Annotated in this window: 21 protein-coding genes; 9 read left to right on the top strand and 12 right to left on the bottom strand. The window is 52.7% G+C overall.

Annotation, left to right across the window (positions count from 1 at the left end):
* Nucleotides 1–4 precede the first annotated feature (4 nt).
* A complete protein-coding gene (locus tag N512_RS0102810) occupies nucleotides 5–613 on the top strand; it encodes a class GN sortase (RefSeq protein ID WP_037474035.1) in 609 nt (202 codons plus the stop codon).
* On the opposite strand, the gene N512_RS0102805 is transcribed toward N512_RS0102810, so the two are convergent.
* Nucleotides 605–1630, bottom strand: a complete 1026-nt coding sequence (locus N512_RS0102805) for a GGDEF domain-containing protein (protein ID WP_028779329.1) — start codon at nucleotides 1628–1630, stop codon at nucleotides 605–607. The genes N512_RS0102810 and N512_RS0102805 overlap by 9 nt on opposite strands.
* A 162-nt stretch (nucleotides 1631–1792) precedes the next feature.
* Here N512_RS0102805 and N512_RS0102800 point away from each other — a divergent pair, with 162 nt between their 5' ends.
* Nucleotides 1793–3382, top strand: a complete 1590-nt coding sequence (locus N512_RS0102800; RefSeq protein ID WP_028779328.1) for a M28 family metallopeptidase — start codon at nucleotides 1793–1795, stop codon at nucleotides 3380–3382.
* A gap of 88 nt (nucleotides 3383–3470) precedes the next feature.
* Here the strand turns inward: N512_RS0102800 and N512_RS22075 are convergent, their stop codons facing one another.
* The 4 genes from N512_RS22075 to N512_RS0102780 form a co-directional block, all read right to left on the bottom strand.
* Complete coding sequence (locus N512_RS22075) at nucleotides 3471–4322, bottom strand: class I SAM-dependent methyltransferase (protein ID WP_037473955.1); 852 nt, start codon at nucleotides 4320–4322, stop codon at nucleotides 3471–3473.
* A 271-nt stretch (nucleotides 4323–4593) separates the two neighbouring features.
* Nucleotides 4594–5487: a hypothetical protein gene (locus N512_RS0102790; protein ID WP_443018262.1), complete on the bottom strand. Its 894-nt coding sequence runs from the start codon at nucleotides 5485–5487 to the stop codon at nucleotides 4594–4596.
* Nucleotides 5488–5773: 286 nt separating this feature from the next.
* The gene (locus N512_RS0102785; RefSeq protein ID WP_025009532.1) at nucleotides 5774–6721 is read right to left on the bottom strand and encodes an ATP-grasp domain-containing protein; all 948 of its coding nucleotides are present in this window, start codon (nucleotides 6719–6721) and stop codon (nucleotides 5774–5776) included.
* A 20-nt stretch (nucleotides 6722–6741) separates the two neighbouring features.
* Nucleotides 6742–7176 (bottom strand): DUF413 domain-containing protein, encoded by a 435-nt coding sequence (locus N512_RS0102780; RefSeq protein WP_028779326.1) that lies wholly within the window; start codon nucleotides 7174–7176, stop codon nucleotides 6742–6744.
* Nucleotides 7177–7286: 110 nt separating this feature from the next.
* Here N512_RS0102780 and hdfR point away from each other — a divergent pair, with 110 nt between their 5' ends.
* The gene (gene hdfR / locus N512_RS0102775; protein ID WP_025009534.1) at nucleotides 7287–8132 is read left to right on the top strand and encodes an HTH-type transcriptional regulator HdfR; all 846 of its coding nucleotides are present in this window, start codon (nucleotides 7287–7289) and stop codon (nucleotides 8130–8132) included.
* A 93-nt stretch (nucleotides 8133–8225) separates the two neighbouring features.
* Here the strand turns inward: hdfR and N512_RS0102770 are convergent, their stop codons facing one another.
* Nucleotides 8226–8597, bottom strand: a complete 372-nt coding sequence (locus N512_RS0102770) for a diacylglycerol kinase (RefSeq protein ID WP_025009535.1) — start codon at nucleotides 8595–8597, stop codon at nucleotides 8226–8228.
* Nucleotides 8598–9015: 418 nt separating this feature from the next.
* Here N512_RS0102770 and N512_RS22070 point away from each other — a divergent pair, with 418 nt between their 5' ends.
* A complete protein-coding gene (locus N512_RS22070; protein ID WP_231473492.1) occupies nucleotides 9016–10005 on the top strand; it encodes a DNA ligase in 990 nt (329 codons plus the stop codon).
* A 55-nt stretch (nucleotides 10006–10060) separates the two neighbouring features.
* A complete protein-coding gene (locus N512_RS0102760; protein WP_037474027.1) occupies nucleotides 10061–10531 on the top strand; it encodes a low molecular weight protein-tyrosine-phosphatase in 471 nt (156 codons plus the stop codon).
* 128 nt (nucleotides 10532–10659) lie between these two features.
* Here N512_RS0102760 and ylqF read toward each other — a convergent pair whose 3' ends face one another.
* Both ylqF and N512_RS0102750 read right to left on the bottom strand, forming a co-directional pair.
* Entirely contained in the window at nucleotides 10660–11601 is a 942-nt protein-coding gene (gene ylqF / locus N512_RS0102755) for a ribosome biogenesis GTPase YlqF (RefSeq protein ID WP_028779324.1), read from the bottom strand.
* Between the two features lie 76 nt (nucleotides 11602–11677).
* Nucleotides 11678–12517: an isopenicillin N synthase family dioxygenase gene (locus N512_RS0102750; RefSeq protein ID WP_028779323.1), complete on the bottom strand. Its 840-nt coding sequence runs from the start codon at nucleotides 12515–12517 to the stop codon at nucleotides 11678–11680.
* Nucleotides 12518–12735: 218 nt separating this feature from the next.
* On the opposite strand from N512_RS0102750, the gene N512_RS0102745 reads away from it, so the two are divergent.
* Nucleotides 12736–13653, top strand: coding sequence for a bifunctional methionine sulfoxide reductase B/A protein (locus tag N512_RS0102745; protein ID WP_025009540.1), 918 nt, complete (start codon nucleotides 12736–12738; stop codon nucleotides 13651–13653).
* A gap of 57 nt (nucleotides 13654–13710) precedes the next feature.
* On the opposite strand, the gene N512_RS0102740 is transcribed toward N512_RS0102745, so the two are convergent.
* Both N512_RS0102740 and rne read right to left on the bottom strand, forming a co-directional pair.
* Nucleotides 13711–15270, bottom strand: a complete 1560-nt coding sequence (locus N512_RS0102740; RefSeq protein WP_028779322.1) for a SulP family inorganic anion transporter — start codon at nucleotides 15268–15270, stop codon at nucleotides 13711–13713.
* Nucleotides 15271–15408: 138 nt separating this feature from the next.
* The gene (gene rne, locus N512_RS0102735; RefSeq protein ID WP_028779321.1) at nucleotides 15409–18864 is read right to left on the bottom strand and encodes a ribonuclease E; all 3456 of its coding nucleotides are present in this window, start codon (nucleotides 18862–18864) and stop codon (nucleotides 15409–15411) included.
* 588 nt (nucleotides 18865–19452) lie between these two features.
* Between rne and rluC the strand changes: the two genes are divergently transcribed.
* Nucleotides 19453–20418, top strand: coding sequence for a 23S rRNA pseudouridine(955/2504/2580) synthase RluC (gene rluC / locus N512_RS0102730; protein ID WP_025009543.1), 966 nt, complete (start codon nucleotides 19453–19455; stop codon nucleotides 20416–20418).
* A 21-nt stretch (nucleotides 20419–20439) separates the two neighbouring features.
* Entirely contained in the window at nucleotides 20440–21084 is a 645-nt protein-coding gene (locus tag N512_RS0102725) for an HAD-IA family hydrolase (protein ID WP_028779320.1), read from the top strand.
* 379 nt (nucleotides 21085–21463) lie between these two features.
* On the opposite strand, the gene N512_RS22065 is transcribed toward N512_RS0102725, so the two are convergent.
* Together N512_RS22065 and N512_RS0102715 are read right to left on the bottom strand one after the other, a co-directional pair.
* Nucleotides 21464–22477: a PAS domain-containing protein gene (locus N512_RS22065; protein ID WP_051472617.1), complete on the bottom strand. Its 1014-nt coding sequence runs from the start codon at nucleotides 22475–22477 to the stop codon at nucleotides 21464–21466.
* A gap of 211 nt (nucleotides 22478–22688) precedes the next feature.
* Nucleotides 22689–23336, bottom strand: coding sequence for a Maf family protein (locus N512_RS0102715; RefSeq protein ID WP_051472616.1), 648 nt, complete (start codon nucleotides 23334–23336; stop codon nucleotides 22689–22691).
* Between the two features lie 275 nt (nucleotides 23337–23611).
* On the opposite strand from N512_RS0102715, the gene yceD reads away from it, so the two are divergent.
* Nucleotides 23612–24136 (top strand): 23S rRNA accumulation protein YceD, encoded by a 525-nt coding sequence (gene yceD, locus N512_RS0102705; RefSeq protein ID WP_025009545.1) that lies wholly within the window; start codon nucleotides 23612–23614, stop codon nucleotides 24134–24136.
* Nucleotides 24137–24145: the final 9 nt, after the last annotated feature.

Below are 24145 nucleotides of genomic sequence, written 5' to 3'. Positions count from 1 at the left end.
CGCTATGCCCTCGGTCAATAGGGGGCGTTTTAGCGATATCTGCTCAATAGTGATAGTTGTTCTGGTTGTGGCAGGTTCGGCCATGCTGTTTAAAGGAGGATATATGCAAGCCAAAGCCATGTTCGCCCAGTTTTTGATTGAAAAGGCCTGGGCCAAGAGTCTGGCGGACGGCCAGGCACACAAACCCTGGTCCTGGGCCGATACCCACCCCACGGCCAAATTGTGGATAGGCAAGCATGAGCCACTCTATGTGCTGGCCGGGGCCAGTGGCCGTAACTTGGCCTTTGGACCGGCGCAGATGCTCTCGGGAGCCGGCGCCGGAGAGACAGGCAATACCGTGATTGCTGGTCACAGGGATACCCATTTCGCGATTCTGGCCGGGGCCAGGGTGGGGCAGGAGATCCGCTTGCAGGGCATGGACGGCCAGATCCATTTTTATCGAATACGGGCTACCGCAGTTGTGCATGAATCTGAGACACGTTGGTTGATGGGCAGTGATGAGCGGCTATTGACGCTGATCACCTGTTATCCCTTCGACAGCCTGAGCGGCGGCGCCGAGCTCAGATTTGTGGTGCAGGCAGAAGCCTTGCAGACACTGGCGGTTTCAGCCTGATATCGGCATCACCCGATTGCGGCCCAAACGCTTGGCTTCATAGAGCAAGGTGTCGGCGCGTTCGGTAAGGGATTGGCGGGTATCCAGTTGCTGCCACTCGGCAACCCCGAAGGAGGCGCTGATATTGCTGAGGAGCTGGCCTTTGCGCCTGTCTCTTACGCTAACCTTCTCCAGTGCCCGTCTCATGGCTTCGGCCAGTTGGCGGGCCACTCTCAGCTGACTGGTCGGCACCAGAATAGCGAACTCTTCACCACCGAAACGATACAACTTGGTGCCGTCACGGCAACTATCCTGCAGACGCTTGGCCACCGCCTTGAGCACCTGGTCCCCCAAAAGATGCCCATATTCATCGTTGAAACGCTTGAAGTGATCCACATCCACCAGAATAAGGCAGCAGCCCTTCGGCGACTGACTCAACAAGCTATCGAAGTCGGCATCGAAGGCACGGCGGTTAAGGCAGCCGGTGAGGGCATCAAACAATATGTCTTTTTCGGTGTTTTGCAGCTGTAGCCGCAGACTGTCTATCTCCTGCTGGGCCTTGCTCAGTTGCGAGCTCAAATAATCCGTGCTGCTGCGAATATCATCCGAGTCTTTCACCAGGGCTCGGACCATGCCCATTACCTGCTCAAGATCCATGGCGTCCTGATCCAAGCGGCTGATAAGGCCAAAGTTACGCTCGATTTTGGCGCGAAAACTGTCGGCATCGCAGCTGGTATCCTTGAGTGACTGAGACAGCTCGGTCGCTATCGCCTCCATACTCTGGCGCATATCTCTGACATCCAGTTCATCTTCCGGGGCCAGATGATGACGGTAGAGGAGTTCCGCCGTGGAGGGCGGACAGGTGTTGTACTGGCTGACGGCTTCATCCAGGCTGGCATTGAGTGCCGGGTTGCGCTCGCTGACATAGGCATACCAGAGCGCATAGTTGACCGGCGTTGTCGGTATCTGATGTTTTAACATCAACGGCAAGGCTTTTTTCAGGTATTGGGCGGCTTGTTGAAGCAGAGTCATGGTCATAGGGGAACTCATTGTCAATGCAATTACCTATTCAGCTTGACATAAATTAAGCCGCTTGTGGATCCAAAGGCTCACAGAATGTCACCTTGTTGCGCTGATTGCCGAATGCTGCCCCGCTGTTACAATGGCTGAACAAAATAGATAATAGCAAGGAATGAAGTCGTGAAATTTACCTCTGTGTGTGGCCTGTTGGCCACACTGTTAACGCCGGCTCTGGCGTTGGCCGCCCCCTTTGAACTGGATGAATCCAGCTATCGCCAGGATGTGAAAACCCTTGCCAGCGATGCTTTTGGAGGCCGTGCGCCTCTGTCGACCGGTGAACAGCTGACCTTGGATTACCTTACCGAGGCCTTCAAGGAGATGGGGCTTGAGCCCGGGTTTGGCAACAGTTACCTGCAAGCCGTTCCCATGGCCAGGATCACCGCAGATCAGAATATGCAGTTAAAGCTGGGCTCAATGAGTTTCAGCAACGGCGAGGAGTTCACTGCCCGCACTCAAAGAGTGACACCCAAGGTGCAGCTGCAAGACAGCGAGGTGGTATTTGTCGGCTACGGTATCAATGCCCCGGAATACGGCTGGAATGACTTTGAAGGCTTGGATGTTCGTGGTAAGACCCTGATTGTACTGGTCAATGATCCCGGCTTTGCCACTCAGGATCCCCAGGTATTCAAGGGCAATGCCATGACCTATTACGGTCGCTGGACCTATAAATATGAAGAAGCGGCCCGCCAGGGCGCCGAAGCCGTGTTTATTGTGCATGAAACTGCGCCCGCCGCTTACGGTTGGGGGGTGGTGCGTAACAGCAACACCAATACCAAGTACACCCTCGTGGATAAAGACAATAACGCATCATCGGTTGGCGTGATGGGGTGGATCCAGCACGATAGCGCCAAGAAGCTGTTCAGCCAGGCGGGTCTGGACTTTGACACCTTGAAGCAACAGGCGGTCAATAAAGGCTTCAAGGCGGTGCCGTTGAAACTCAAGGCCAATCTGACCTTGAACAACAAGATAGAACTGGCGCAATCCCACAATGTGGCGGCCCTGTTGCCTGGAACCGAGCACAAAAATGAATACTTGGTGATGCACGCTCACTGGGATCACCTGGGAAAGACCTTTGAAGATGGCAAGGAAGTGGTGCTCAACGGCGCTGTGGATAACGCCTCAGGTGTGGCCGGTGTTCTGGCACTGGCAAAGCACTTCAAACAGCAAAAGGGCATTGATGCCCCGAAACGCTCGATTCTGTTCAGCGCTTTTACTGCCGAGGAAACCGGACTCATTGGTGCCCAGTACTTTGCCGAAAATCCTCCGGTTCCCACCAAGCAGCTGGTGGCATTTCTCAATATAGATGGCATGAATATGGGTAAAGGCGTGGATTACATCCTGCGTTATGGTCAGGGTGTGTCAGAGCTGGAGCAGTATTTGAATGATGCTGCCAAAGGGCAGGGACGCAGTGTCAAGGCCGATCCCCGACCGCAAAATGGCTTGATGTTCCGCTCGGACCATTTCGCTCTGGCCAAGGAAGGGGTACCCGGCTTGCTGTTTATGAGTTTGGGGGATACAGACCCGGATTATATTGCCCACAAATATCATAAGGCAGCCGATGATTATGACCCAAGCTGGAGTCTGGATGGGGTTCGGCAGGACTTGGCCTTGATAAGCGATATCCTGGCGCGGTTGGCCAATAACAATGACTGGCCCCAATGGCTTGAAGATTCGGACTTCAAGAAGCGCCGGGCTCAGGATCAGCGCTGAGTTTGGTGGCAGGTGTGACTCAAAAAGGGTTACACCTGTCCATGCTTCTTGTCACTTTGAAAGCGTAATTAATTGAATGCCTTTATTTTTATGGCTGCTCGACACAGGCATGCACCAGAAAACTGGAGTGGAAGTATTTGGGAATGTATTTGGACAGCAGATAATTGAAGAAACCCACTCGTTTCCACTCTTTGAAATCGGCGTAATGCGCGACTGAAATCACCTTTAGCTTTCCATGCCATTGCTCAATCTCCCGTGGCGAGTCGAGCGCCAACTTAAAACCGACACCGGCATATTTTACGCTGTCGTGGTTATCTGAATTGTCCCTCATCCAGCGACTGATACCGTCGAATAGAATATGGCAACCAGGAAAGCGGCTGGCCAGTTCTTGAAGCAACTGTTGTACCTGACAATTGTCGAAGTACATCAGCAGGCCTTCAGCAATAAAAACAAAGGTTGCGCCCTGATGACGGGCATTGAGTTCATCCATCCAATCGCTATCAAATACAGAAGCACTGATGCATGTCTCACAACTGTCCGCAGGAAGGAGCTGCTCTCTGAGGGCAATCACTTCAGGCAGATCCAGGTTGTAAAACCAGGCCTTGTCTTCCATCGTGTTTCCCATCAGCTTTTGAACCCTCTGAAAGCGGGCATCGAGCCCGGCTCCGAGGTTGACTACAACACAGGACTGCGCCGCAGCGATAATATCCGCCGTGAGTCTGTCAAAGTAACCCGCGCGGATGGCGACCCCTACTGAGCTCAATACAGATTGGTCAAAACTTGAGAAATCATAATCAAATTGTTCGATAAGCGCGCAGGCCCAAGGATCGGAGAAGAAGGCATCTTTCAGTTTGGATTGGCACGACTTCATATAGAGCGGGATAAAAAGTGTTTGGGCGATAGGATCATTCAGCCCTGTGACTGCCAGCTTGTTACTCATCTTTGCCTCCTCCCTCATCCTTTCTGTTAAATGATAACCATTATCAGATGCGTAACTGTGAGCAAGAGTGGATTTTTATCAAACTCACTTTTTGAGAGGCTTGGCAGGCGAGAGGACTGGAATACTTGGTGATTGTCGGCAAAAGATAGTGGATGACAGCTTTGACTCGAGCTGCCAATAAGCGACTATGGTCAGGGAAAGGGGGCAGGAAAAAGCGTCAGCAAAAAGCGTCAGGAAAAAGCGTGATTGTATCGTCAAGCGGAGAACAAGTTCAGAAACGGTAGCTGATCGATAACATGGGGCCGATGAAACTATAGTAGAGGTTGTAGTCGGCCACTTTTACCGCGGCGTCCGATGCGCTCTGACGCACATCCACATCCACTTTGTAATAGTTGTAGGCCAAGGTGATGTCCCAACGATCACTCAGGGTGGTTTTCATGCCGGCTCTGATATCGACCAGTGAGCCCTTGAGATCATCAAGGCGCACGGAAAAATATTGGGCATGCAGATTAAATTGCCAACCGGGTGCCAGCTCATAGTCACCAAAGAGGCCAATATTCGGTAAAGGTGCGGTAACGCTTTCATCCACCACTCTGGGAATGGGCTGGGCGCTGCAGATATTGCCGCTGAGCTCTGAGGTGGCACAGGCCCCGATTGAACCTTCGAAGCTGCTTTCAATGAACATGGTATGCAGCCCTACACTGACCCCTATGTTATAGCCGTTGCCTTGAAACAGATCATAGCCATAGCCGATGCGGGCAATATCGATATTGAGCGTGGTGCCCAGCTGGCCACCGGCCTTGACGTCATAGACAGTATCGTCAATCTGGATCTGAAATGGCCGACTGACCGCCTGAGTTTCGGCGCTGCGGTGCAGTTGTTTCCAGTCAAAATAGATGTGGTGTCTATCGTTGAAACGGTATCCCAATTCAAACAGAGGCAGAAACTCGTTTTCCGCCAACTGCAGATCAGACTCAAAATCCAGATCGAAATCGTTGCCGACCAAGGGATCGGTAACTTGCATATTGGTGTCGGACTGAGAGTAGAAACCACCAATATTCAAGCTCCACTCACCGGCTTGGGCTTGGGTTGTGGCGCAGCAGAGCAGGGCGAGTGTCAGCGACAGTCTCAAACCTGAATTGTTAATAGAGTGTGGTGTCAACAATGGGTAATCTCTTTTCGTTACTCAGATAATCCAAGTGCCTTCTCAGAGATTCCTTTTCCGGGATAAATCGGCACGTGCGCGGTTCGAGTGCTTGCCGGCTGTAGTTTGCAGGATGACACTTCTTGTATTTTCGAATGCTGAAAATCCGCGCGACTGCAAAGAGTCTAAACCAGAATGATGGTTTTTGTGAATAGAATGTTTACAAATGTGTGGTTTTTTATGATCTACCACAAAAAAGCGCCCCATAAAGGAGCGCTTCAGTCTGTTATTAAAGCTCGTGTTCGGATCAGGCCTCGGACTCGCTGCTGTCGCTTTTCTTGGAGTCCTTGTTGAACATGCCCAAACGGATACGGATAAAGTGCAGTATTTGTGCTGCTATATCCAGGTGGAGACAGGACTCCAGTCCTTCAAAGCCCGGCGAGGAGTTGGCCTCGCAAATCTTGTAGTGACCGTTGTCAAACAGCAGATCTATCCCGGCAACATCCAGATCCAGTATGTTGGCTGTCTGGGTTGCCAGCCACTCGATTTCAGGTGTGACCGCAAAGGGGCTGGCTGAGCCACCGGCGCTGACATTGGCTTTGAAACTGTCCTCTTGGCCGCGTCTCTCGTAGCAACCCGCTACCCGGCCACCTATGGTGAAGACTCGCAAGTCCCGGCCATGGCTGTTGGAGATAAACTCCTGCAGAATGATGTTGGCATTCTTGTTGGTAGCCTCGATAAGCTGCATCAGATCATCGAACTCACGTGCCTTGTGTGACAGAAACACGCCGCTGCCTTGCGAGCCGGACAGTGTCTTGATCACCACAGGGAAACCCAAATGACGTTCAACCAAGTCAACATCCACCGGGAATTTCACCAGCATGGTCTTGGGCGTTGGCAGATTCTTTTCAGCCAACAGTTGCTGGGAAAACAGCTTGTCCTTAACGGTTTCTATCGCCTTGGAAGAGTTGAGGCAATAAACACCAAGACGCTCCAGGTGGCGGATAATCGCCAAGGCAAAATAGGTGGTACCCGAGCCCATACGGGGAATAATAAAATCGGGCAACTCTACTGGTTGCCCGTTCAGTAAAATACTCTTGTTGTCCTCTCGGGTCACTGTGAGGTCAAACTCATCGGGAGCATAGACCTCAAGTTCGATATTGTCGGCCTTGGCGGCCTCCAACAATCGGTTTATTTCATACAATTCAGGTTTTAGCTGAGTCGCGGTCTCTTTATATAAAATCCAACCACGCATTTAGTCGCAAACCCTAATTTTCATTGGTCATCCTCAAGTTCAGGCTCATCCTGAACATCGTCATCTATCATATCGTCGATATACTCAGCATCGGCCTTTTTCACTAAAGTGGTGCCGACTACTGCGTAGAAAGGCTTCCCAGAAGCCAACTTGACATACTTTACCCAGATCTTTTCCAACAAGCTACCGGGAGCGGAATTTCCGCGGACAACTTCAACAAAATGACTCTCCTCCGGATTCCGGGGGGCTTGGCGTCCCTCCGCCAGAGCCTGCATGGCAACGCCATGTTTTTCGAGTAATTCTGCTTCGTTGTAAGTAAAATCCCCGCTGCGGCGAAAGCCTTTGGGGAAGTTCTTGTCGTCATAGAAACGGCGTTCGCTGACGAAACTCTCATTGGCGGCTTGTTGCATAGATGCACTTTGCAGTGCCGATGGTGAAGGAGTCGTGGTCAACATGGCGATATTCCTTACAAAATGGTTCTTGAGGAGATTTGCAAGCAGAGTATTGGCTAGTATGATTGATTTATAAATCAAAAAAATTTGTCTATGACGATAAAGAATTTTTTATGGACACGGATTTACTCAAGACATTTCTGGAAGTTTCCCATACCCGCCATTTTGGGAAGGCCGCCGAAAACCTCTATCTGACCCGCAGTGCCGTATCTTTCAGGGTGAAGCAGCTGGAGAGCATTCTCGGGGTCGAGCTGTTTGAACGGCAGCGAAATAACATACAACCGACCCCGGCCGGGGTGCGGATGCTGGCGCATGCCGAAGCGGTACTGACCGCCTGGGAGCGAGCCAAACAGGATATTTCACTGAGCGAGCACCAATCGGTGCAATTGGTTATCGGCGCGGCGCCCAATATCTGGGACGCTTATCTGCAGGGATATATGCAAGGCTTACATCAGGGGCTTGCCGGAGTGGCGCTGCGCACCGAAATTCTGGCACCGGCGGCGATGACCAAACAGTTGATGGACCGAACGCTGGATCTGGCCATTGCCTTTGATCCCCCTAAGCTGGAAGAGTTCGAGCTGTTGCAGATAGGGGAGGTGTCGCTGCATCTGGTGAGCACAGAGGCGGCTTCCTCCGTCGATGAACTGACGGACAGGCATTACATCAAGGTCGATTGGGGCACGGCATTCAATATCCAACATGCCAGAGATTATGCCGAGTTACCCATTCCTGTACTGCATACCGGCTCGGCCCGTATTGCGCTGGACTTTCTGCTCAATAATGGCGGCAGTGCATTTTTGCCGCAAAACATGATTGAACCTTATCTGGCGAAAGGGGAGCTGTTTGTGATTGATGATAAAACACCGCTCAGGCGCAATGTTTACGTAGCCTACTTGCCGGGCAACGACCGCCTGGAGCAGATACTGCAAGCGGTCAACTACCTCAGAAGTCAGTTCTAAATTTGGCCGGGCATTGAGCGTTTTGATTCTTTGCCCGGTTTCCTTACTGAAGCATTCAAAATACCAAAGCGTGCATCAACATACCAAAGCGCTTTAGAACACCAGAGGCCAGATAACCACGGCCCAGGTCAGGCCGCATAAACACAGGCTGATAAAGACTGCCGCCGAGGCAATATCTTTGGCCTGGCCGCTCAAGGGGTGGATTTCATCGCCCACTCTGTCGACCACGGCTTCAATGGCCGAATTCAACAGCTCGGTAATAATGACGATAAATACCGTCGCTATCAGCAGTAATTTTTCTGTCTTGGCCACATCCAGATATAACGCCAGCGGGATCATTAACAATGCCAGTACGGCTTCCTGACGAAAGGCGGCTTCATGTTTCCAGGCTGAGCATAAGCCCTTGATGGAAAAGCCGGTGGCGCGGAAAATGCGTTTCAGTCCGTGATTGTTGGCGGGTTTCATATTCTCTCAATTCTTGATCTGTGGCTATGGCCGGTTGCTGTATAAAGACCCGCTGAACCGTGAAAGGTTCCTGGGTTAATGGGGTTGCAACTTGTCACTTCCTTTATTGACCTCGCGTTGGTCACTCGTGACTAGTTTGGCTATTAGTGCAGTGGCGCTGAGGTTTCCAAGGTGCGGCGGCATTATAGCAGCTCATCTTGCCGCTGATATAACAGTTACTGCACCTACCACGGGTGTTTGGCCGTTATTATGCCAAGGCGGAAGGTTTGGCAAAGGGGGAGGGCCGTTTCGATAATCGTTACACTAGTTATCACCATAACCGCCACGACTTTCTATACTCTTGGTAGTTTTGATCTTTGTAGTTTTGGTCTCTGCTATAGGATGTAGCAGGCAATTGGCCGATAGCCAGGGAGGGCTTATGCAATATCCGCAATCTTTACCGACAACAGCATACCTTAAACGTTTTTCGGCCATGCTGTTACTGCTGCAAACTTTTCTGCTGGCCTTGTCTTTTCTGCTCTCGTTTCCGGCGGGCGCCGAACGAGAATTACCGGCCCCGGAGCTGGCCGGTCGTTGGCAACAACAAAAGGCCGAAATCAAGGATTTTCTTGTCAGTGAAAAACTCGATGGTGTCCGCGCCAGATGGGACGGCAGGCGTTTGCTGAGCCGCTCGGGCAGAGTGATTCCTGCACCAATTTGGTTTGTGAAGGACTTTCCTGCCGTGGCACTCGAAGGAGAGCTTTGGGGCGGCTATCACAGCTTTGATACTGCATCGCTGCTGGCCAGAGGTTTAGGCGAAGCAGACTCCTGGCGCCAGCTGGGTTTTTATCTGTTCGATGCCCCTGGGCTGAAAATGGCTTTTGCCGAACGTTATCAGGCGTTCAAGCAGTATCACCAACTGACCCCTTATCTCTATGTCATCGAGCAGCGGCGTCTGAGCAGCACGCAAGAGTTACATCTGTGGTTACAGCAGGTGGTGGCCAAAGGGGGCGAAGGCCTGATGGCGCACCGCATCGATGCCATGTATCTGGCGGGGCGCAGTGATGCCTTGTTAAAACTCAAACCTGTGGAAGATGCCGAGGCGCGAGTGCTGGCGATACTTCCGGGAAAGGGCAAGTATCAAGGTATGATGGGCGCCTTGCTGGTGGAAACCGAGGCTGGGGTAAGCTTTCGTCTGGGAACAGGTTTCACCGATGCCGAGAGGGCTTCACCGCCACTTCCCGGAACCTGGGTGACCTTTGCTTTCTCCGGGCTGACCTCGGGCGGCAAGCCTAGGTTTGCCCGCTTCCTTAGGGTAAGATCCGACTATCGACTCAGCTTCCCGGCAGGGGTTATTGAGGCAAAAGTCTCTGCAGCCGACCCGGATGCAGAACTCAATCCTTCCGTGTCAGCCAATAAGGAACCTTAAGGTGGAATTTCAAAGTGTGCCAAGTGTTAATGAGGGTGAAATCAACCGTATCTTGATGGTTTGTATGGGCAATATCTGCCGCTCACCAAGTGCTGAAGCTGTAGCCCGGGCCAAGGCTCAGGCCATGGGACTGACACTGGAGTTGGATTCTGCCGGCACCATAGGTTATCACGCAGGGGAATCGCCGGACAGGCGCGCCCGCGCTGCCGGTGAGCGGCGCGGGCTGGATTTTTCAGGGATCAAAGCCCGGCAGGTGTGCGCGCGGGACTTTGCTCATTTCGATCTTATTCTGGCGGCCGATTGTGAGAATCTTCAGGCCCTAGATGAGGCTTGTCCGCAGATTTACAAACACAAGCTGGCCTTGATGCTGGACTTTGCCGATACTCCCATCAGGGAAGTCCCGGATCCTTACTATGGTGGCGACAGCGGATTTGAGCAGGTTTTGGATCTGTTGGAGTTGAGCATTGCCGGACTGTTTGCCCGGATCCTGGCCGCCAGGCCCAAGAGTATCCCGCCAGTGCGTTGAGCGGTTCTGCAAAGGACTAACATTAAGCTTATGCGGAATTTAGTTGGATAATTGGTCGGATAAGTGACAAACAAAAACAGGCCACAAATGGTGGCCCGTTTTCGCTAAGTTTGCTTCTTGAGGGAAACTTAACCCTGATGGCGTTTGCCGGAGCGCTTCAGCCTGTCGGCTTCTTTCTTTGCCTGCTTCAGGGCCTCTTTCTCCGCCAGCAGCTTGGCCACTTCGACCTCTTCTGCCTGGGCCATTTCCGGCGTTTCCAGGGACAGCTGGCCGATTTTCCCTGAGCGGAACTCATGTAACAGCAGTTCCGAGGCCTTGTGCAAATCAATATGACCGCCGCTTCTGAGGGCGCCGCGCCTGCGGCCTATCTCTTCGAGCAGTTCGATGTCGGTGGCGGGCAGGGAGGTCAGCTTATAACGCTCCATCATCGCCTCCGGGTAGGCATGCAGGAAGTAAGCTGCGGCAAACAGGGCCACATCCTCATATTCCATGGCGGTGTCCTTGATGGCACCTGTGACCGCCAGGCGATAACCCGAGGCTTCATTGTCCACCTTGGGCCAAAGGATCCCCGGCGTGTCGGACAGTACTATGCCGTTTTTAAGGTTGATCCTTTGCTGCGCCTTGGTCACCGCAGGTTCATTACCTGTCTTGGCAATCACCCGGCCGGCCAGGGTATTGATGATGGTGGACTTGCCCACATTGGGGATGCCCATGATCATGGTGCGAATATCCTTGAGCGCACCTTCGCTCACGGGAACCAGTTTGCGGCACAGCTCGGGGATCTTTCTGACCATGGCAGGTTGCAGGGTAGTGATGGCTTTCGCCCGCACTCCTTGTTCCTGCTCCAGGTACTCAATCCAGCGATTGGTTATCTCGGGATCGGCCAGATCAGACTTATTCAGCAACTTGATACAAGGCTTGTCCTGGCGCAGCTTGGCCACCATGGGGTTTTCACTGCTGTAGGGTATTCGGGCGTCCAGCACTTCGATCACCAGATCTATCTGAGGCATCACCTCTTCTATCTCTTTGCGGGCCTTGTGCATGTGTCCCGGATACCATTGAATCGCCATCTATTGCTTATCCTGCTGAAAACTGAAAAAAGAGCGCTATTGTAGCATTCCGAACTGAAAAAAGCGCCCGCAGGCGCTAGATAACCCCAAGTTCGCGCAGGCGCTCCATCAGGTAGCTGTCGGCGGTATAGCGCTCTGACAGCACAACGTCGGGGCGAGGGTGCAGGAAAAGCGGCAGTGAGATCCGCGACTTGCTCATATCGGCACCTTCCGGGTTGATCACCCTATGAGTGGTCGATGGGAAGTAACCGGCGGAAGCCTCCTGGAGCATATCGCCTATGTTAATGATAAGGTTGCCAAAATCGCTGGGAACATCCAGCCATTCCCCGTCGAGGCTTTTCACCTGCAGCCCGGGCTCGTTGGCGGCGGGCAATACGGTAAGCAGGTTGATATCCTCATGGGCGGCGGCGCGAATGGCGCCCGGAGTCTCATCACCTGTCATTGGCGGATAATGCAGCACCCGCAGCAGCGTCTTGTGGCTATTGGCTATCATTTGCGACAGCGCAGTGCGGTAGTTGGCTGCCACCTCGGCAGGCGAGTGCGCCTCGACCCAGTCCAGAAGCTCGGCGGCCAGCGCATTGGCTTCTTGGTAGTAGGTGAGGATATTGTCCTGCAATTGCTCAGGAATGCGGCCCCAGGGGTAGACGTGAAAGTACTCTTTGATGTCTTTGACCGTATGGCCTTTGGCGGTTTCTGAAATGCTCGCCGGAAAGAAACCATCCTGGGTTTCCGGCTTGAACATGAAGGCCTGCTTTTCTTCACTGTTGAAGAAGTCCTGCCAGTCGCGGTAGATATCCTGCACCAGCTGTTGTGAAATAGGGTGGTTGCGCAACACGCCAAAGCCGGTGCTGCGCAGGGATTCTACAAAGCGCTCGGCAGCATCTGCGGCGCGATAGTCTATGGTTTCCAGTTTCATCATCATCTTTCTTGGTTATTTTTTATTGACCCGATACTCGTGTCTCTATGGACATTTTGTTGGCAGTTGGGTGACCCGGGCGCAAGTCTACCTTGATGTCTTTATAGGGGCAACGTAAAGTGATCCAAGTCACTTTTATGGCTCTATGTAACTAGAGTGAACGGTAACCGCTGCAATTCGGGTCTTATGGGTTACGCAGAGCAATCGAGGAGCGTTAAATGAAACCCCTGAACGAGTTTGAGCGTTATGTCATAGAGGAAAAAGGCACAGAGCGCCCTTTCAGTGGAGAGCTGTATCAACACAATGCCAAGGGGCGATATCTGTGCCGTAAATGCGGTGCCCCCTTGTATTTGTCCGAGCATAAATTCAATGCCCATTGTGGCTGGCCCGCCTTTGACGATGAAATCTTTGGTGCCGTCACCCGGATACCCGACGCCGATGGTCGCAGAACCGAAATCGTTTGCAGTCAATGTGGTGGTCATCTGGGACATGTGTTTGAAGGAGAGGGGTTAACGGCCAAGAACTTGCGACATTGCGTCAATTCTGTCTCCATGGTCTTTGAGGCCATAGATGATGCCGAGGCTCAGCAGCCGGCAACTGAAAAGCGTTTGGAGACGGCCACCCTGGGCGGCGGCTGTTTCTGGTGCTCAGAAGCGGTATTTTTAAGTTTGGCCGGGGTTACGCAAGTGACTTCCGGCTATGCCGGCGGCGCGGCAAAAGATGCCAACTACAAGGCGGTATGCAGCGGCGCAACCGGCCATGCCGAAGTGGTGCAGATAGTTTTTGACCCCACTGTCATCAGCTATGCCGAGCTGTTGGAGGTATTTTTTGCCAGTCATGATCCCACCACCTTGAATCGCCAAGGCAACGATGTGGGGCCTCAGTATCGTTCGGTGATTTTCGCGCACTCGGATAAGCAGATTGAGACGGCGTCCTCCATGATTAAGGCGCTGGATGAGGAAGGCGTCTTTAGCGCGCCGATAGTGACAGAGTTGACCGCCTTTGATGGTTTCTATCCGGCGGAGAACTATCATAACGACTATTTTGCGCTCCATGGTGAGCAGCCCTATTGTGCCTTGGTGATTAAACCCAAGCTGGATAAGGTGCGACGGCGTTTCAGTGCCAAGCTGAAGTAGAATAAAAAAACGGCAAGCCTCAGCTTGCCGTTTTTCTATGGTCTGGACAGTGTTAATTTACGAGTCTAACTTGTCGTCGGCAATCTTGTATCTGGGATCTTCAATCAGATTGACTTCCACCAGATCGCCGGCCTTGTGCAGCAACTGCTTGCAGTCGTTGGAAAGATGACGAAGATGCAGGCGTTTGCCTTGGTTCACATAGCGCTCGGCCAAGGTGTCTATGGCATCGAGAGCCGAGTGGTCACAGACCCGGGATGACTGGAAGTCGACCACGACATCCTTGGGGTCATTGTTGGCATCAAACAACTCAAGGAACGAAGCCGCCGAGCCGAAAAACAGTGGGCCATTGAGGCGGTAAACCGCCCAACCGTTGGCATCTATACTCTTTTGAGCACTGATCTGTTTGGCATGCTCCCAGGCAAATACCAGCGCAGATACTATCACCCCGACAAATACCGCAATCGCCAAATCGGTAAATACCGTCACCACAGTCACCAGCACGATAACAAAGGCATCGTGCTTGGGCACCTTGCGCATCACTTTAAAGCTGGCCCATTCAAAGGTCCCCAGCACCACCATAAACATGACCCCGACCAAGGCGGCCAGCGGGATCATCTCGATAAAGGCGGCGGCAAACAGAATAAAGCACAGCAAGGTGAGGGCGGCGGTGATCCCGGAAAGACGACCGCGGCCCCCTGAGTTGATGTTAATCATCGACTGACCAATCATGGCGCAGCCACCCATGGCACCGAAAAAGCCACTGGTGACGTTACCCACGCCTTGGCCGACACATTCCTTGTTGCCACGGCCGCGGGTCTGGGTCATCTCATCGACCACAGTCAGGGTCAGCAGAGATTCAATCAGGCCAACAGCTGCCAGGATAACGGCATAGGGCGCTATGATATAAAGGGTTTCCAGATTGAAGGGCACGGCCGGAATGGCAAAGCTTGGCAGTGTGCCGGCAATAGTAGCCTCAGGATTACCGCTCATATTGCGCAAATAATCGAGCACGTTGCGGGTATCCAGATCCAGGCCCACCACCAGAGCGGTTACTGCCAGTATGGCCACCAGGGATGAAGGCACGGCTGTGGTCAGCTTAGGCAGAAAATGTATGATAGCCATGGTCATGGCTATCAGCGCCAGCATCAGCCAGATATCTGCACCGGGTAGCCAGGCCATCTCCTCTTCGCCGACTTTGACTTGAAATTGCCCCAGTTGCGCCAGGAATATTACTATGGCCAGGCCGTTGACGAAGCCTATCATCACAGGATAAGGCACTATGCGAATGAACTTACCAAGACGCAGTGCTCCGGCGGTAATTTGAATTATTCCGGCCAGCACCACGGCGGCAAACAGATAGCTGACTCCGTGGGACACCACCAGACTGGTCATGACCACGGCCATCGCGCCGGTGGCGCCTGAGATCATGCCGGGACGGCCGCCGATGAGGGCTGTGATCAGTCCCATAATAAAGGCGGCATAAAGGCCCACCATAGGCTCTACTTTAGCAACGAAGGCAAAGGCTACCGCTTCGGGCACCAGCGCCATAGCAACCGTTAGGCCGGAGAGTATATCCGCCTTGTGACTGCTGGTTTTATGGCGTATCAGTTCAAACATTCAGCTTGGGATCCCATCTTGAGGGTTAAAAACAAAGTTGCGCATACTAGCAAAATTTCTGTTGTGACAGAAGTGTGAAGCAGATCAAAATAAAAAACCATGCCCGAGGGCATGGTTTTTTCTCAGCAACACTTAGGTTCAGGGACGGGCCATATCTGACTCGGCGCTGTTACCATGGCTCTTGCGTGGCGCGCTTTCGCCATTGGCCTGATACTCACGGCCTTTGGGCACTTCAACGTGAGCACGTTGATCCACCTGTGGCTTGGTTGTATCTGAGCCAACCATAGTGCTGAAGCGACTGACTCTTGGTGCGGCGCTTGCCTGGGTTGTTGCAGGTGTTGCTGCCGGGCTTTCCTTGGCTTCATTGCTTGCCTGACGCGCAGGGCGGCTGATAGCAGCCGGCTTGGCCATAGGGGCAGAGGCGGCGACGCTTGCCGATGCAGTTTCTGCCTTGGGCTTGGATGCAATCTCTTCAGCAGCTTTTGCCTTAGGCGCTTCGCTCGCTTTCTCTGCCGTTTTTGATGGCGCAGCTTCTTTTGCAACTTCAGCTTTTTCAGCTTGGGCTTCAGGCGCTGTCACTGGCTCGGCTTCTGCTGTTTTGGGCTCAGTTTTTACCTCGACTTCGGCGGCTTTTGCATCGGCAACGACTTCTACCTTGGCAGCGACCTCGGCTTGAGGCTTGGTCTCAACCTGAGCTTCGGCTGTTGCTTCAGCTTTGGCTTCAACCTGAGGAGCCGGCTTGGCAACAACTTGAGGTTCAGCTTGCTCTTGAGCTTTGTCGGCAGGCTTTGCTTGCTCAGCGGCGACTTCAACGGCAGCGGCAGGCGCTGATGCCTCGGCGACAACCTCTTCTTTAGCGTTATTTGCTACTTCAGAGGCTGCTTTTTCAGTGCTTGCCTTTTCAGTGCTTTCAGACTCTTCGCCTTCCTGTTCAGTACGGCGGCGACGCTGACCGGCTGCGCGCAGATGACGAGGGCTGCGGCGGCTACGGCGTTGGCCTTCGCGCTTGGGCTTGTCGTCTTCTTCAGTGCCCTCAATGGCTTCGGCATCACTTTGAACACCACTAGCTTGAACGCTGGTTTCAGCGATTTGCTCGGCATTGGCAACAGTGCTGACGTCGGTGCTAGCCTGAACGTCTTGTGAAACCTCTGCACCTTGGGCTTTAGTGGCAACCTGAGTTGACTCTTCACCCTTCAGCTCGGCAGCGGTTTCGCTCTTGGCTTCTGACTTGGCTTCAACTTCGGCCTGAACTTCCATTTCCTTGGACTCAGCCTGAGCTGCGGCAGGCTTACGACGGCTGCGACGCGGCTTGTCGGTTTGCTCGGCGTTATCCTTGGCATCGCTTTCTTTGGTGCGAGCTGGCTTGGCCTCGGTTTTTGCCTCAACCTTTACTTCAGGTTTGGCCTGGGCGCTGGCTTTCACTTCGGCGCTGGTTGCCTCTGCTGTATTGTCAACGGCTTCCTGTGCATCGCTGGCCTCAATGCGCACCTTACGACGCAGGTTGCGACGTTGGCGACGCTCACGGGCGGCTTCCTGTTTTGGTTCCTGCTCGCTTTCGTCACGGGCCTTACTGCGGCTCTTGCGTTCATCAACCGATTCTGACTTGGGAGCCTTGTCGTTACGGTCACCACGGGTTGGTTTGCCGGTGTCGTTTGCCTGACGCTTGTTGCTTTGCTCGTCTTTATCACGGGCAGGGCGCTCATTGGCGGACGATTTACGGTTGCGGCTGCGTGAATCGCGGTTACCGTCTTTGTCATCACCACTCTTGCGACGTCTGTCGTTGCGGTCATTGCGACGGTTACGGCGGTTGTTCTGGCCACTGCCTTCCTGATTGTCTTTAGTGCTCTTTTCCTGCTTCTTGTCGGCTTGTGGCTCGGAAGAGGAGAAGATGGCACCCAGGGCGGCGAAGAAACGGGAAATTATTCCGGGCTTGGTCGCTTCAGTCGCTGCGGCTTTGGCCGCCGGTTTGGCTGTCTGCGGTGCTTCGGCAGTTTCCTGCTTTAGAGGTGTAGCAAAACCACTCAAGGCTGGCTTGGGTGCAGCAGCACGTTCCAGTTTACGTGGTTCATACAGTTTGTTTTCCGGCTCTTCCACACGCTGGTAGCTGACTTCAGAGATCTGGTCGTCCTTGCGATGACGTACCACGCGGTAGTTCGGGGTCATCATGTGTGGATCCGGGATCACATAGACTTCAACATCATGGCGCTGCTCGGTGATGCGTATGGCCTTGCGTTTTTCGTTCAGCAGGTAAGCCGCGACATCCACGGGCACTATGGCCTCAATCTGAGAGGTGTTTTCCTTGATGGCTTCTTCTTCCATCAGGCGCAGAATCGACAGAGCCAGCGACTCGGTACCACGAATGGTGCCCTGGCCGTTACAGCGTGGGCAGATGTGAGCGGCGGACTCTTCCAGAGACGGACGCAGACGCTGACGGGACATTTCCATCAGACCGAAGCGGGAAATACGGCCCAATTGCACACGGGCACGGTCATGGTGAACTGCGTCACGCAGACGGTTTTCCACTTCGCGTTGGTGTCTGACCGGAGTCATATCGATGAAGTCGATAACCACCAGGCCGCCCAAGTCTCGCAGACGCAACTGACGGGCAATCTCGTCGGCGGCTTCCAGGTTGGTGTTCAGTGCGGTTTCTTCGATATCGCCACCCTTGGTGGCTCTGGCGGAGTTGATATCGATAGAGGTCAGTGCTTCGGTGGGATCGATAACGATAGAGCCGCCGGAAGGCAGTCTAACTTCGCGCTGGAATGCGGATTCTATCTGTGACTCAATCTGATAGTGGGTAAAGAGCGGCACTTCAGATGAGTAGGGTTTGACTCTGTCGACAAAATCAGGACGTACCAGGGCGATATGCTGCTTGGCATCGGCATAAATTTGTGGGTGGTCGATTAGAATTTCGCCTACATCACGGCGCAGGTAATCACGGATGGCGCGAACGATAACATTGCTTTCCTGATGAATCAGGAAAGGAGCAGGGCGACTCTCGGCCGCTTCCTGAATCGCTGTCCAATGGTGCAGCAATACCTTCAAGTCCCACTGCAGATCGGCGGCGGCCTTGCCAACACCTGCGGTGCGGACAATCAGCCCCATGCCGTTGGGCACTTCCAGGTTTTCCATGGCCTCTTTCAGCTCAGTGCGCTCATCACCTTCTATCCGACGGGAGATACCACCGGCGCGAGGGTTGTTGGGCATGAGTACCAGGTAAGAGCCGGCCAGACTGATAAAGGTGGTCAGGGCGGCGCCCTTGTTACCACGTTCTTCTTTATCTATCTGAACTATGACTTCCTGGCCTTCACTGACTACTTCTTTAATGCTGGGACGACCCTGGAAGGAGTAACCTTTGGGGAAGTACTCGCGGGCGATCTCTTTCAGGGGCAGAAAGCCATGGCGTTCGGCACCATAGTCAACAAAAGCCGCTTCCAGAGAGGGTTCTACGCGGGTGATTTTACCTTTATAAATATTGGCTTTCTTCTGCTCATGGCCTGGGCTTTCGATATCCAGATCATAGAGTTGTTGCCCATCAACCAGGGCAACGCGCAACTCCTCGGATTGAGTCGCATTGATTAACATCCGTTTCATGATGACGTCATTCTTCTTAATAAGAGGTCATCAAACGTACTGGTCGCTGCATTACGGGCCTGGTCTCATTCGGGCGACGCCTCTCGGCGTTCCTCCAGGCTGGGAGGTGCGCATTGCTGTTAGACGCATTCGCTGCGTGTCGCATCCTATTTATGGCTTATTTTTCAATGATTACAAAAACAAGGAATTCGTTGTAAAACATCAACCAACCCCATAAATTCTTCAATAATAATCCGGTAATGCCGAAGTCGAGCCTTGTCGTTTGATGACGAGTTAACATTAACTTTCGAAAACAGCATAGTGGCGGCTTGAAAGTGGTCTGAATTTCGTGTTTCCGTCCAGGTTTAACCGTAAAAACAATTTTTTCAGTAGTGTTCTTTTATGTACGGTTTGCAAATCAACTATTTGCGACCTCGGAGGTCAGACATCGCTCAAGCGCTTTCCACTGTTCGAACCGTTCATAGATTGAGCAATGGCTCATCAATACGCAGGGTTCGCCGCTGAAATATAGCTGAATTCAAAAAAATCGGCAATCAAAAGCATCAACATGTTGTACAATAGCGCGCCCCGAACCGCAACATAAGTGTTATGAATACCGAGACGCCATCACCCAATCAGCAAGTTCGCCTGGTGACCATTGACGAAGACAATGTTGGCCAGCGCATTGACAATTTTCTGCTCAGCAAGCTCAAAGGCGTGCCCAAGAGCATGATCTATCGCATAGTGCGCAAGGGCGAAGTCAGGGTCAACAAGAAAAGGATAAAGCCTGAATACAAATTGGCCGAAGGGGACCAGGTACGCATTCCGCCGGTTAGGGTCAGTGAAGAAAACTACCGCACGGCGCCTTCCGCCAACCTGGAGCGGGTATCGCGCCTAGAAGACAGAATTCTTTTTGAAGACAAGCATATTCTGGTACTGAACAAACCGGCCGGCATCGCCGTACACGGTGGCAGTGGTGTGGATTACGGCGTGATTGAAGCGCTGAGATCCCTGCGGCCGCAACAAAAGTTTCTCGAGTTGGTGCACCGTCTGGATAAAGATACTTCCGGAGTGCTTTTGGTTGCCAAGAAGCGCAGCGCGCTAAAGCACTTGCATGACCAGCTCAGGCACAAGCAGATGCAAAAAGACTATCAGGCGCTGGTTCGCGGTGAGTGGCAAAAGCACGACAAGGTGGTTAAGGCGCCATTGCTGAAGCTGACGCTCAAATCGGGTGAACGCATTGTGCGGGTAAATACCGAAGGCAAGGCCTCGGAAACCCGCTTCAAAATTTTGCAGCGTTATGACGGTGCCACACTGGTGCAGGCCAGCCCGGTTACCGGTCGTACTCATCAGATCCGGGTACACTGCCAGTATGCCGGTCATCCTATTGCCTGTGACGAAAAGTACAGTGAGCAAAAGTTTGATGACAGTATGCGGGCACTCGGGTTGAATCGCCTGTTTCTACATGCGGCGCAACTTAAGTTCATTCACCCTGACACAGAGACTGAAATGACAGTGCAGGCTCCTTTGGATCCTGAGTTACTTGAGTTGTTGGAGAAACTTACTCGGGTATAGCAAAGAATAAGGAAACAGGCCATGAAGGCATACGAGCTGCTGATATTCGATTGGGACGGCACCCTGATGGACTCAATAGGCAAGATTGTCCGCTGTATGGAAAATACGGCAAGGGTAATGGCCTTGCCTATACCCTCGGAGCAGGCAGTACGTGACATTATTGGCCTATCTATGACAGAGGCCTTGCAATGCCTCTATCCAGCGGGAAGCGTTGGCGAATATCAGGCGCTCAGAGAGGAATATAAGCAGCAGTTCCTGCAGCTTGATACCACGCCTAGCCCACTTTTCAGTGAAACTCCGGCACTGCTGTCACAGCTGCGCAGTGAGAAGTATCTGCTGGCGGTGGCGACAGGTAAGGCAAGGGCAGGTCTTGAACGTGTACTGCGGGAAACTGGGATTGGAGAGTTTTTTCATGCCAGTCGCAGCGCCGATGAGGCGAGAAGTAAACCACACCCGGACATGCTGCAACAGCTATTGGCTGAATTAAAGATAGCGCCTGAGAGAGCCTTGATGGTGGGTGATTCGGTACACGATCTCAATATGGCTGCCAGCGCCGGTATGGATGCCATAGGGGTCAGTTATGGCGCCCATAGTCGCGAACGCTTACATGAAGCAGCGCCCAAAGCTATTATCGACACGCCATTGGGGCTTTTACATCACCTATGATGCTTACGGGAATACAGTCCCTAGTGAACAGTGAAAAGGCCTGCAGATGCAGGCCTTTTACTTTCTGTATTCTGCTAAGGAAGGTGCGAATAAGTCCTCGTGGCCTTCTCTTTTGTAGAGAGTGGCTTGCACAACAATTGGCGTTCAAGGCATCTGACTGAAGGCATGCCGGGGCCTGTCGAAGTCGGATAACGCAGAAAGCCGGTTGCTGTGAAAGCCCCGAAGGGCGTGGCTTACAAGCCTGCCTGCTGTGTTGTGCTTCTTGCAAAGGACTAGGGCCATTTGCTTGCGAACCACGCCTTGCATCCAGGCCAGTAAGCCGACGCAGAGCACACATGGGACTTGTTCGCACCTTCCCTAAATAAAGTGAAGTGCAAGTTCAGGAATTGGCGGTTTTCAACTCCTGGCCCAATTGGGTACTCAGGTTATTCGCGTTTGGGGGCTCTGCGCTCAAATTCTCTTTGTTCAGGTTCTTTGTGCTCAAGTCCTTTGCACCAAGGCTCCCGCTATTAAGATCCAATGGCTCAGTGCCCAGGCTGGACAAGGCCAGCGCCGACAGACGGGTGATGTTGTGGGACGAGACTATGACGCCGCAAATTTCGCCGGCATCATTGATGCAGGGTGAATGTCGTACACTCATCAGTATCGGCGCGGCCAGATGCGGTGGATGCAACCACTGATTGGCTTCCAGCGTTTCGCCGTTAAAGGCCCGCTCAAGTAGCGGCCGGATCTTCTTCTCAAACGCGCTTACACCGTGCAGTTCAGCAATATGCTTACCTATGATCTCCTCTTGAACGCGGTTGAAAAGCTGCTCATACCCTTTGGAGACCATACGGTAACAGTAATCGGTACCGATAAATGCCAACAGATGATCTGTGGTGGCTATCATCTGCTTGTGCATGGCGAGCTCGCGACTGACCAACATTCTGTGATATTCGAGACCGATACGCTGGGCCAAGATCCGGAAAAACTCTTTTGACTTGGCGCTTTCGGCCTGGGGGAGGGTGTCGAGTACAAAAATATGGCCGACCGGTTTGCCATCACTGCCGAGGATCAACTCGGCCTGATAACTCTGGGCGCCTATCTCGCGGATCATGGCAAAATGGGGAAATCGTTTCTGCAGATCACGGGCGTGGAGTATGTGAGTGCTGGTTTCCTGTTGTTGATAGAGGGACTCACAGGGAGAGCCAGCCAATTCAAACTCAAAAGCAGGCAGAGACTGTTTGTTGTCACAAAAGGCGATGATCTCGCCTTGGAAATCGTTTTTGAGTCGGCCAAAGCCGGCCCAGCGACATTGGGTCACCAAGGCGAGTGCGCGCAGTGCCCGTTGAAAAAAGCGTTTATCTGTGCAGGGAGCAGCCAGTAGAGCCAAGGCTTCTTCGGTATCTGTCATCTTTTCACTCTACAAGGGATCATCAAAAGAGATATGTTGATTAATTGTTATTAGTGTAGAGCGAAAGCCGCGCTGACGCACTTCAATTTACCTTGTTGAGATAAGATTCGGACCCATCCGACACCCGTATCATCTTGCATCACAGTGCCACATGTGCTTTGGCAAGTCTGTAGGAGAGAATAGGTACAGGTAAGAGGCAGCGCCTGAGCCTTCATCTTCCTGGCGCCGCAGCATCTCCCAATACTTTTATACCTTGACGGGAGAGCATTTCGATGAGCAGGATTAAGGGTAAACCTATTAGTGTGTTGGGATCCCGTCCTTCAAGGGCCCGAAACAGGGCGATGCCCAAGCCTTCACACTTAAAGCTGCCGGCACACCAGAGCGGTTGCTCGCGGCGAACATAGTCGGCGATTTCATCTTGGCTCAGGTTTCTGAAATGCACAGTGAAGGGTTCGACTTCCACCTGAGTTTGGCCGCTGCGGCTGTCAAAGAGCGCCAGCCCGGTATAAAAGGTGATGCTTTTCCCCGAGGCAGCCTGTAATTGTTTGCAGGCTTTCTCTTCAGTCAGTGGCTTGCCGACGATTTGACCATCAATCACAGCGACCTGATCAGAACCTATCACCAGTGCGTTGCATAGCTGCTTTGCCCCGGCCTGCGCTTTGGCTGCCGCCAGACGCTTGACCAAATCAAAGGCGGTTTCTTCAGGCTGGGGCGTTTCATCCACTTCGGGAGCTACACACTCAAACGCCAAATCCAATTTTGCCAATAGTGCCTTTCGATAGCTGGAGGTTGAGGCTAAAATCAACTGAGGTTCTGTGGGTGATACCGCAGCCTTGGTGCTGTCATCTTGGTGGGTCATATCTTGGGTTCCAAAGCGATGTGGGAGCCGGATATTGTCGCCAAATTTGCCAATGCCTGGCAAGAGTGGCTTTGGGATGAGATGACTGGCTTTATTTTGCGCGGCAACGGCTTGTGAAGAGCCCTATGCTTGGGTAGAATTCTGCGTCCGTCAATTTCGAACCCGTTGGAACAGGCCTATGATGGCTGGGAGCGCACAGGTTTTGTTTCCTTTGCGAGCCTCATCATCATTTTTCCTTTGACTCCGGCGGTTTCAAACTATAATATGCGCGCCTTATGCAAACAGTAAAGATACCGGTTTCAATTGATCCCATTCGTGCTGCGACCAGCCGCCTTAGCTATCAAGGTGTTGTTCCTGGTACGCAACTGAAGCGATTGAATGAATTATGTGCCGGCGACTGTTCCGATGTGACAGTGTCAATTGAGTGTGGTGTGGATTTACAGGGGATAGTCTACCTGAAAGGGAAGGCTGTGACGGAGCTCACTCTGCTATGTCAACGCTGCATGACACTATTTACCACAGAGGTTACGGTCGAGTTTAGTTTCAGTCCTTGCCGGAATGAAGCTGAAATCGATGAGCTCCCGGATGCGTATGACCCTATTGAGTGTAATGAAATTGGCGAAGTTCGTCTGCATCAATTGATTGAAGATGAATTGATACTGGCTATGCCCTTGATACCTACCCATGACGTAGATGAATGTCATACAGGTTCCAAGGATGTGGCTATAGGCGAGATTGAAGCCGCTCAAGAGGAGCGTCCAAATCCGTTTGCAGTGTTAGAAAAACTGAAGAGCAAGTAATCCAGGAGA

Origin of the sequence: Shewanella sp. 38A_GOM-205m (assembly GCF_000518445.1) — a bacterium.
Lineage (GTDB): Bacteria > Pseudomonadota > Gammaproteobacteria > Enterobacterales > Shewanellaceae > Shewanella > Shewanella algae.
The sequence above is the reverse complement of the archived record's forward strand: the minus strand, read 5'-3'. Positions and strand labels throughout refer to the sequence as shown.